This window comes from Mesobacillus sp., assembly GCF_049588175.1.
Taxonomy (GTDB): domain Bacteria; phylum Bacillota; class Bacilli; order Bacillales; family Cytobacillaceae; genus Mesobacillus.
In genome coordinates, this window is the sequence record NZ_JBAVFI010000493.1 from 1 (window position 1) to 11,122 (window position 11,122).

The 11,122-nt window shown below is 41.6% G+C and carries 7 protein-coding genes; 4 read left to right on the forward strand and 3 right to left on the reverse strand.

Annotation, left to right across the window (positions count from 1 at the left end; all coding sequences use genetic code 11):
- A partial coding sequence (locus WB217_RS12010; protein WP_423993457.1) for a putative bifunctional diguanylate cyclase/phosphodiesterase occupies positions 1-1,216 on the forward strand: 1,216 nt, incomplete at its 5' end.
- An 85-nt stretch (positions 1,217-1,301) separates the two neighbouring features.
- Here the strand turns inward: WB217_RS12010 and WB217_RS12015 are convergent.
- Positions 1,302-2,015 (reverse strand): DUF2777 domain-containing protein, encoded by a 714-nt coding sequence (locus WB217_RS12015; protein WP_423993458.1) that lies wholly within the window; start codon positions 2,013-2,015, stop codon positions 1,302-1,304.
- Positions 2,016-2,202: 187 nt separating this feature from the next.
- On the opposite strand from WB217_RS12015, the gene asnB reads away from it, so the two are divergent.
- Positions 2,203-4,050, forward strand: coding sequence for an asparagine synthase (glutamine-hydrolyzing) (gene asnB, locus WB217_RS12020; protein ID WP_423993459.1), 1,848 nt, complete (start codon positions 2,203-2,205; stop codon positions 4,048-4,050).
- A gap of 35 nt (positions 4,051-4,085) precedes the next feature.
- Here asnB and WB217_RS12025 read toward each other — a convergent pair whose 3' ends face one another.
- Both WB217_RS12025 and WB217_RS12030 read right to left on the reverse strand, forming a co-directional pair.
- Positions 4,086-5,444, reverse strand: coding sequence for an MATE family efflux transporter (locus WB217_RS12025; protein WP_423993460.1), 1,359 nt, complete (start codon positions 5,442-5,444; stop codon positions 4,086-4,088).
- 564 nt (positions 5,445-6,008) lie between these two features.
- On the reverse strand, positions 6,009-7,769 hold the full coding sequence (locus WB217_RS12030) for an alpha-glycosidase (protein WP_423993461.1): 1,761 nt from the start codon (positions 7,767-7,769) through the stop codon (positions 6,009-6,011).
- Between the two features lie 285 nt (positions 7,770-8,054).
- On the opposite strand from WB217_RS12030, the gene WB217_RS12035 reads away from it, so the two are divergent.
- Together WB217_RS12035 and WB217_RS12040 are read left to right on the forward strand one after the other, a co-directional pair.
- Complete coding sequence (locus WB217_RS12035; RefSeq protein ID WP_423993462.1) at positions 8,055-9,332, forward strand: sugar ABC transporter substrate-binding protein; 1,278 nt, start codon at positions 8,055-8,057, stop codon at positions 9,330-9,332.
- 468 nt (positions 9,333-9,800) lie between these two features.
- Positions 9,801-11,084 (forward strand): ABC transporter permease subunit, encoded by a 1,284-nt coding sequence (locus WB217_RS12040; protein WP_423993463.1) that lies wholly within the window; start codon positions 9,801-9,803, stop codon positions 11,082-11,084.
- The last annotated feature ends 38 nt before the right edge of the window (positions 11,085-11,122 follow it).

Below are 11,122 nucleotides of genomic sequence, written 5' to 3' on the forward strand. Positions count from 1 at the left end.
GGAGCTCCTCGCAGTTCTTGTAATAGATATTGATCGATTCAAAATCATCAACGACAGCCTAGGGCATTATGCCGGAGATATTGTCCTGAAGGAAATAGCAGCAAGGATTCAGAATAACCTTCCGAAAGGATCGTATTTAGGAAGATTCAGCGGCGATAAATTCACACTAATGCTTACAAAGAATGTGAGCATCGAGCAGACAACCAGGTTAGCGATTGATCTGCAAAATTTCATTTCAAAACCATTGTATTACCAGAACCAGGAATTCATCGTCACCGCAAGCATCGGAATAAGTTCATTCCCTGGAGACGGACTGGATGAGAATATTTTAGTGAAAAATGCTGATATTGCGATGAACCGTTCAAAAAATCAAGGTGGAAATAAGATTACGTATTTTTCCACAGGTATGAATGACCAGGCAATTATACGCCTTGAATTGGAAAGCTACCTGAGAAAGGCACTTCAAAAGGATGAATTTTACTTATGCTATCAGCCGTTGATGGATTTGAAATCTGGGGAAATTACTTGCACGGAAGCGCTGATCCGCTGGCAGCATCCACACCTTGGATTGGTTTCACCTGCACAATTCATCCCGCTTGCTGAAGAAACGGGATTGATCGAGGAAATTGGAGCCTGGGTGCTGACAACCGCATGCATTCAGACAAAAGAATGGCAAAGCTCAGGATACCCCAAGCTGGGAGTCTCGGTAAATGTTTCAGCACACCAATTTCAGCAGCATGCATTTATCGGCCAGGTGATTAAAGCACTCGAGATATCTCAGCTTGAACCTGAGTTTCTATCACTCGAGCTGACAGAAAGTGCGATGCTGAAGGACATAGCCTATAGCATTTCGGTTATGAAGGCATTACAGGATCTAGGGGTGAAAGTTTCGATTGATGACTTTGGCACCGGTTATTCCTCATTGAGCTATTTGCGTAATCTTCCGATTGATACATTGAAAATTGATCAGTCTTTTATAAATAATCTTCATAATGATCCTTCAGACATTGCGATCGTCAAAGCAATCATCACAATGGGGCAGGGACTTGCCGTAAAGATTGTGGCTGAGGGTGTAGAGACACATGAACAAATGAATATACTACGAGATATGGACTGTCATTATGCCCAGGGATACTATATCCAAAAACCGCTTGAATCTGATGCCTTTGAAAAAGGATTCCGTACCGCAGAAAGTGTTGAATATTCTTCCAAATAAAAAAGAAAGCCTGCACATAATGTGCAGGCTTTTGCTTTGCATTTTTACCCTGGCAAACTGTTGAGTTTCAGCCCCAGCGCGTGTTTTATGAGATTCTTTCAATGACAGCCCGTTTGCCATTGTTCATGGTGATTTCAAACCTGTCATTTTGTTTTTCATGATAATTGAAATGATGCTGTACACTGCAAATAAACTCTTCATTATCAAGGATTAAGAAATTCACTCCTGACTTCCCGTTCTCATTATCAAGGAAAGTCAGATGATTATAACAATAGATGCAGTCATAGATCGAAAAATTGAGGGAATTCAATGTGTTGATAAATTGGATGAATGCCTCATTATTTAACTCATCCAACAGCCTCTCAAAGGAATAAATCAGCTGCTTCCTGATTCTGATCACTTCCTGGTCCTGCAAGTATAATTGTTCATTCCCAGTCTGGATACAGACACTGTCTAATAAAAAGCCCTTGCACCATTTATTATTGCGCAGAACCTCAACTTCCTGGTGGATGAATTCTTCAACCAGTGCCGCCTCATCTGTTTCATCATCAAAAAAAACCCACTGATTATTGATGTATTCTACTGTCCCGTTGTTAAAAGCCCTGGGCTGGAATTCAATAAGATTGGTTCTTTGCTGTCGGTTCATCTGGATCCTCCGTAATTTAGCACAGATTAACGGGCAGAGATCCCCATTGAAACCGTTGCAATCAGCAAGGAAATGAAGATTAACTACCCGTAAAGGTCCGATTGGTTCATCTGCCCATCCAAAGGAAGAATACTTCCCTGATGAAAGATTCACTTTATCGCTCACCATCTTTGTAGACAGATTTTGGTGAATTTATAACACGTTTTTAAAAAGATAGGTTAATTAACCAGTTTGAATGTATTTGCATAAGATGAGTAATGCTTAAGCGATCATTAGACTCCAGAAAGTATGAATGGCTTAAACACCATCGAGAAAAGTTCCGCTGAAAGGATGATCAAAAATGTGTGGAATAACAGGTTGGGTTGACTATAGAAAAAATTTGGATTCTGAACGAGAAACAATGGTGAAAATGGCGGAAACTTTAAGTAAAAGAGGTCCCGACGATACAAATGTGTGGACTTCCAAACATGCAGCGCTCGGACATAAAAGGCTTGTGGTTGTGGATCCTGAAGGCGGAAAACAGCCAATGACTAGATCAAAGGACGAAAACCGGTATACGATTTGCTATAACGGAGAGCTATATAATACAGAAGACCTTAGAAAAGCGCTGTTATTGATAGGATATTCATTTAACGGCCATTCTGATACAGAGGTTTTGCTCACTTCTTACATGGAATGGAAGGAAAATTGCCTGGAACATTTAAACGGAATTTTCGCATTCGCCGTTTGGGACCAGCAGGAGGAAAAGCTCTTCATAGGCCGAGACCGACTTGGAGTCAAGCCGCTATTTTTCCGCGAGGCAGCATCGGGTCTTATGTTTGCTTCTGAGCAAAAGGCTCTTTTAGCCCATCCTGAGGTAAAGGCTGAGATAGACAGAGAAGGACTTTGCGAAGTTTTCGGGCTTGGACCGTCGCGTTCTCCTGGGGCAGGAATTTTCAAAAATATGAAGGAGCTAAGGCCTGGCCACGGACTGACTTTTTCAAAAAATGGACTTAAGACCTGGAGATACTGGAATGTCAAAAGTGAAGTCCATACAGACACTCTTGATGAGACCTCAGAAAAAGTAAGGGATTTGTTCACCGATGCTGTGACACGCCAGCTAGTATCTGACGTTCCGCTTTGTACCTTCCTCTCAGGCGGTTTGGATTCAAGTGCGATTACCGCGATCGCCGCAAACCACTATAAAGCTAAAGGAACGGGAAGCCTGCATACTTACTCAATTGATTACGAAGGAAATGACCAGTATTTCAAAGAAAATGAATTTCAGCCGAACGCAGATGCATTCTGGATCAATAAAATGACCGAAACCTTCCATACTACCCACCATAATAGCATTATTTCACAGCATGATTTGGCTAGCTATTTAACGGAAGCTGTTCATGTCCGCGATCTGCCGGGGATGGCTGATATTGACTCTTCACTTTTATGGTTTTGCCGGGAAATCAAACAAGACTTCACCGTAAGCCTATCAGGTGAGTGTGCAGATGAAATCTTTGGCGGATACCCATGGTTCCACAGACAAGAAGACTTAAACCGGTCAGGATTTCCCTGGATGAGATCAATCAGTGAACGCCAAAATATGCTAAGGGATCACTGGCGAAAAAAATTGAATCTAGAAGACTATATGATGGGCAAATTTTCGGAAACCATAGCCGAGGTGCCAGTATTGGATGGAGAACGTCCAGAGGATGCGAAGCGGCGTCAATTATTCTATCTGAATATCATTTGGTTCATGACGACATTGCTTGACCGTAAGGATCGAATGAGTATGGGTGCGAGTCTTGAAGTGCGGGTGCCATTTGCCGATCACCGTCTTGTTGAATATGTATGGAATATCCCCTGGGAAATGAAAATGCATGGCAACAGGGAAAAAGGCATCTTGAGGAAAGCACTCGAAGGTGTACTGCCAGACGAAGTTCTATACCGTAAGAAAAGTCCTTACCCAAAAACGCATCATCCTGGATATACGCAGGCAGTTCAAAGCATGCTCTCTGAGTTCATGGCTGATTCAAACAGTGCGCTGCACGAATTTTTCGATAAGAGCACATTAAGAGCCATGATAGAGACAGAAGGGGCATCATTCAAGGTTCCATGGTTCGGGCAATTAATGACAGGACCTCAGCTTCTGGCACAGCTCGCACAGATTCATATTTGGTTCAGGGATTATAATATTAATATTGCAGATTAAAAAAGCAAGCCCTGGAATGGGGCTTGCTTAAATCTTTATTCAACAAGGACAGGCTTCTTTTCAGGTACAAATGACTTCTTAACCCAGACCTTTGATTTCCAGCGCCATAGCATAAACAGTCCGCGGAGCCATTCGTCGGCTATGAACGCGATCCAGATGCCAACAAGGCCTAGTTCAAGATAGATTCCCAGGAAGTAAGATAGAGTCACGCTGACTCCCCACATGGAGATAATCCCCATATAGACAGGGAATCGGACATCGCCGGCTGCCCTTAGTGAACTAATCAGCACTAGATTGAAGGATCTGCCTGGCTCTAGAATGATAGTTAAGAGAATCAGAGTGCTGCCAAGTTCAATAATACTCATATTATCAGTGAAAATCCCCAAAAGATCCTTAGCAAAAATAGAAATGACTCCCGCTGCAGCTATTGATATGATGATCGCCAGCTTTAAACTTTTAAGAGCACGCTTATAAGCATTATCAATTTCTTTTGCGCCAACCATATGGCCAATCAGAATCTGGGTGCCCTGGCTAATGGCTATACTGAATAGGAACACGAACATCATGACATTTTGTGTATAAACCTTGGCGGTCAATGCCTGGGTGCCGAGCGTTGCGATAAAATACGTAATCAGCATTTGAGACCCGTTGTAGCTAAGGTGCTCTCCGGCAGAAGGAATCCCGATATTGAGCAGATTTTTAAGATGTTTTTTTGGAAAACGGAACAGCATCGACATTGGCAGTGAGCCAGGAATTCTGTGCATCATCACATAGAAGGCAGCGATCAATCCAAGAATTCTGCTGACAGAAGTGGAAATTGCCACACCCTCAACACCGAGAACTGGAATTCCGAATGGTCCGAAAATAAACAAATAGTTGCCAATGACATTAAGGATGTTCATTCCGATTGTTACGTACATGATATCACGGGTAAAGCCATAGCTTCGGACAATGCTGCCCACCGTCATAATCATTGATTGAATAAATGAAAATCCTCCGACAATCCTTAAGTAGGCGTTCGCCTCATCAAACAATTCTGGCGGCAGGTCCATCAATCTAAGCAATGGTTCGCTAAAAAAGAATACACCAGCACTAAGCAGCAATCCAAAAATGAGATTTGCCCCAATGGATACTACAGAAACTTCACGTGCCTCGTCATCTCTTTTTGCACCAAGGTTTTGGGCTACCAAAATGGCTGTACCGGTAGCAACAAATCCGAACATGACAATGACCATCGAAAGAATCTGGTTGGAAACACCAACAGCAGCCACTGAATTATCCGAATACAGGGAAAGCATCAGTGTATCCGCGTTTCCCATCAGCATATAAAGCATGATTTCAATAAATAAAGGCCAGGTTATGGCAAACAAAGATAGTTTAGCAGTTTTTTTCATATGATATGCATCTCCATGTTGTAATTCCTTAATTATACAGACAATGGGAGTAATTTAAAGCAAATTATTTAAGAAATGATTTGCAAGCTAGACAAAATTTTTCCTAAACCAATTGATTCATGAACAATTACGGAAAAACTAAATAACCGGATATTAACTCTCAAAAACAGGCTGGCAATTCCGCAAGAATGCAGCCTAATTCCGCGAGAATCCAGCTTAATCCCGCAAGAAACCAACTCAATCCCGCGAGATTTTGTCGAAATCCCGCAACTCGGGTAAAAAATAACTAATAGTGTAATACTATCCGTGCCTGAACAGTAAATTCAGCTGGACTTTGCACAACATCAGCTAGATACCAGGATTTATCTAACTAAATACCTCAATACACCGACTCAAATTCAATGAATTTTGTAAAAATCCTGCAACCAAGATATTAAAAGACTTATAGTGAAGATTTGCGAGACTCCAGCTAAACCGCAATAATGTTCTGAAATCACCCTTCTAACTATTCGTATTCCAAAAAAATTACCCCTTTTCCCAATACCGGAAAAGGGGTTTGTAATACTAGAATTGGAATAATGCGAATCCTTTGCCAGCAATCGAAGCAACCAAGTCATCACTCTCTGCCGCAAATTCTTCACCAGTATAGATATTCGTGATTTTTTTTCCATTTAAATTAAATGGAAGAGGGTAGCTTGCTTCTTCGCTGCTCATGTTAACAACAACCAGAATTGTTGTTGATCCATTCGATTTTGTATAAGCGAAGCAGCTTTCATGGTAATCAGCTGGAATGAAATGCAATTCGCCTTCATTTGCTAAAAGCGGATTTTCTTTGCGAAGCTGAATCATCTTCTGGACGTGGCTGAACATATCTTTGTTCTGATCCTCTTCATTCCACTTCATGCACTCACGGCAGCCTGGATCCTGAGCACCGCTCATGCCGATTTCATCTCCATAATAGATACACGGTGTACCGATGAATGAAAGGAGTACGGTAAAGATTTGTTTTACCTTATCTATATCTCCACCGCATTCAGTCAGGATGCGGGGTGTATCATGGCTGCCAATCAGGTTGAAGGCAACCTCATTGACGTTTTTCGGATACATATGGTTGACTGTGGTCATATTTTCAATGAATTCTTTTACCGAAATTTTGTTGCGGGCAAATAAATTCAAGATATTAGTCGTAAAAGGATAGTTCATGACGGCATCGAATTGGTCGCCGCGCAGCCAAGGCATGGAGTCATGCCATATTTCACCCAGGATGTACAGCTCAGGCTTGATCGCTTTTACCTCAGAGCGGAATTTTCTCCAGAAGGAATGGTCAACCTCATTGGCAACATCTAGCCTCCAGCCATCAATATCAAACTCGCGGACCCAGTAGCGTCCGACTTCCAATAAATACTCGATGACTTTGGGATTCTCGGTATTCAATTTTGGCATCGATTTTTCAAAAGCAAACGTATCATAATTTGGCCTCGGCTCCATTACCAGTGGAAATTCGCGAGTGTGGAACCAGTCTTTGTAAGGAGATTCCTCTCCTTTTTCCAGAACATCCTGGAACTGCGGGAAGTAGAAGCCGCTATGGTTAAACACAGCATCGAGCATTACCTTAATGCCACGCTCATGGCAAACCTTGATAAGTCGCTTCAAGGTCTCTTTGTCGCCGAATTGAGGGTCTAATTCCATATAATCAATCGTGTCATATTTATGGTTTGAATGAGCTTTGAAAATAGGCGTAAAATAAATACCGGTGATCCCGAGGCTTGCTAGGTAGTCAATATGCTGAATGACTCCTTCAATATCCCCGCCAAAGAAATTGTCCTTTTCAGGCGGAGCGCTTCCCCATGGCAATGCGCCTTCAGGATCGATCGATGGGTCACCATTTCCAAACCGTTCAGGGAAAATTTGATACCAAACGGTGTCTTTAACCCAGGAAGGAGCACGGAAAACATCGATGTTATTTAAATAAGGAAATGCGAAATAATAACCTGTGTCATCAACAGGCGGTTCGTCATAGAAGCCTTTTTCAGTCAAACACACGGATTCATTTCCGTCATTTAAAATGAACCCGTAACGCATTCTGCGATATGGAGGCTTGATAGAGACAAACCAGTAATCAAATAGTTGATCAGAACCACTTTTGATCATCGGAACAATATTCGTATTCCATTTATTATCCGACCAGTCATAAGGATCGCCGTTAAGAAGTGAAACTTCTTTTATATCTTCTTTTTTTGTGCGGATTCGGATATGTAGCTCTTCATTAGTGCAAGCGTATGCATAATTATCTTTGGGACGGTGATAAATCGCTTCTTTTAACAAAGTAGAACCATTCCTTTCATTTATAAATCAAGGTTAAAACAAGGGTAGAACACAGTTTTTGAAATGTCAATTATAAAAAAGCTGATTCACAAAAAATTAACGAAAGACGCTGATTAGGAAAAAAGTTTTAAAAACTAGTTGTCAAAATCGGTTAAGTCTTTATAATAAGAAGTAGGTTGTGCAATCGTTTTCATAGACTTGCAAACAACATTACAAACGTTTGCACAGTAATTGGGCGTTCTGCGCAATTAAAAAAGTATAAACATTTTTAGGAGGGGTATACACATGAAAAAAGCATTATCGATTTTCATGATGCTGATCTTAATGGTTGGCGCTCTTGCTGCTTGTGGACCTAAAGAAGAAGAGAAGACAGGTTCAGACAATGGCGAGAAAAAAACAGAAGATGCTTCTAAACCAGAGAAGCTTGTAGTATGGGAAGATAAAGATAAGTCTGGCTGGCTTAAAAAGGTAGCTGCTGACTTCGAAAAAGAAAACGGTATCAAAATTGAGTTCAAAGAAGTAGAAATGGCTACAAAAATGAAAGAACAACTACGTCTTGACGGACCTGCTGGAACAGGCCCAGACATCATCACACTTCCACATGACCAGATCGGTGAACTTGCTGTTCAAGGGCACATCGCTGAACTGAATGTAAGTGACGATGTGAAAAAGACTTTCTCTGAGTCTTCTATCGCTGCACAATCTTTCGATGGAAAATTATACGGACTTCCAAAGTCTGCTGAAACTCCAGTATTCATCTACAACAAAGCTCTTATGACTGAAGTTCCTGCTACAATGGAAGATTTATATGAATTCGCAAAAGCTAACACTAAAGATGGCAAGTACGGTTTCCTAGCTCTTTGGGATAACTTCTACTTCGCTCACGCACCAATCGCTGGTAACGGCGGATATGTGTTTGGGGATAAAGACGGAGCTCTTAACCCGCAAGATCTTGGCTTGAACAACGAAGGTGCTGTAAAAGGTACTGAGTACATCCAAAAGTGGTATGCTGAAAAGCTTTTCCCTAACGGAATCGTTGGTGAAAACGGCGGATCTGCTATGGATGGACTATTCAATGAAGGTAAAGTTGCATCTGTAATGAACGGACCTTGGGCATTCGGCGGCATGAAAGATGCTGGCATCGATTTCGGTGTTGCTCCATTCCCTAAATTCGCTGACGGTACTCCAATGAAAACATTCATGGGTGTTAAAGGATGGCACGTATCTTCTTACTCTAAGAACCAAGAATGGGCAACAAAGTTCATTGAATTCATGACAAACGATGAAAATGCTAAATACCGTTTCGAACAAACTGCTGAAGTACCTACAAACGTTGCATTAGTTGACGATTCAGCTATCGCTGAAAACGAAGGTGCTAAAGCTGTTGCTCTTCAAACTCAAGATGCAGTTCCAATGCCAAACATTCCTGAAATGGGAGAAGTTTGGGGACCAATGGCAAGCTCATTGCAAACTGTTGTAACAGGCAAAGCTGAGCCTAAAGCTGCACTTGATGGTGCTGTGAAGCAAATCGAGCAACAAATCAAGCAAAACCACTCTAAATAATATAGTATACAGCAGTACCTTCCAAGGGGAGGTACTGCTGTATTTTACAAGCAAAAATACCAATTTGGTCCATTAAGAGAAAAGTCACAATGTTTCCGAAAAGTGCAGTAAAAAAGTCTTTCATTGAGCAAACGTTTGCGCTAAAATAGATTTATATCAATCAGATGCTTCATGAGAGTGAAAACAGATAGAAACTGAGCATATATATAAATGTATTCGTTCTCATAAAGCATCTGATGCTTTTTAAAAACATGGCTCTGTTAAAGTTGACTGTTGATTTTTAACCCTGTTGATTGTAGTGGAAGGCGCGTAGACTCATGCGGGCTCAGCTGGTCAGGTGAGACCCCGCAGGAGCGAAGCGACGAGGAGGCTCAACGCCAGCCCCGCGGAAAGCGAAGCGCCTGGAACGAAAATCAACAGACTCGTTTAACAGAGTCAAAAACATAGAAAGAGAAAGGGGAATATAGGATGAAAGAGCAATCCTATCAATCCAACCACCGCAGAATAGCAACAGCCCTTTCGATCGTTCCAGGGCTTGGACAGCTGTACAACAAACAATATTTAAAAGGGATCGCTTTTCTTATTTTAACAGGGGCATTCTTCGGAGTTTTCTCTGACCTCCTAAACATGGGATTGTGGGGGATTTTCACACTTGGTGAACAAACACCTCGTGACCATTCAATCTTCTTGCTTGTAAAAGGGATACTGGCTGTCATTGTCCTCGTTTTTGGAATCGGTTTCTATCTGTTTAACTTGAATGATGCGTATAAGACCGGTTTAAAAAGGGACATGGGCTTAAACCTGAGTACCCTAAAGGAGCAATACAATAACTTAGTGGACAATGGATTCCCTTATTTGATCATGTCACCTGGATTCCTCTTGCTGATTTTCGTTGTTGTTTTTCCAATCATATTTGTAGTACTGCTTGCATTTACAAACTATGACCTTTACCATTCTCCGCCTGCGAAGCTTGTAGACTGGGTAGGGCTAAAGAACTTTTTCGACCTGTTCCAATTGGAATCATGGCGTCAAACATTCTTCTCAGTGCTTTCTTGGACCATCATCTGGACATTTGTCGCAACAACATTCCAGGTAGCGCTTGGTATGTTCCTGGCAATCCTCGTAAACCAAAAGGATGTTAAAGGGAAAGCAATCATTCGTACAGTATTCATTCTTCCATGGGCAGTTCCAGCATTCGTTTCTATTCTTGTCTTTGCTGGGATGTTCAATGAATCATTCGGTGCCATCAACCGTGACATCCTTGGATTCTTTGGAATTGATCCAATTCCTTGGATGACTGAAGCTATGTATACAAAAATTGCATTGATTTTGATTCAGACATGGCTTGGATTCCCGTTCATTTTTGCAATGACGACTGGAGTACTTCAATCCATTCCTGAAGAACTTTATGAAGCAGCTACTGTTGACGGAGCAACAAACTTCCAAAAGTTCAAAAGTATTACTTTGCCGCTTGTGCTATTTGCGACAGCGCCAATCCTGATTACCCAATACACTTTTAACTTCAATAACTTTAATATAATTTATCTCTTTAATGGCGGGGGTCCTGCAGTTCCAGGCGGAAACGCCGGAGGAACGGATATCCTGATTTCGTGGATTTACAAACTCACCATGACATCTGCACAATATTCTAAAGCTGCCGCTATCACCATGCTGTTGTCACTGATCGTTATCGGTGTAGCTTTATGGCAGTTCAAGAGAACGAAATCATTCCAAGAAGAGGATATGATGTAATATGAGTATAAAAAGACAGAAGTATATCAGATTGACAC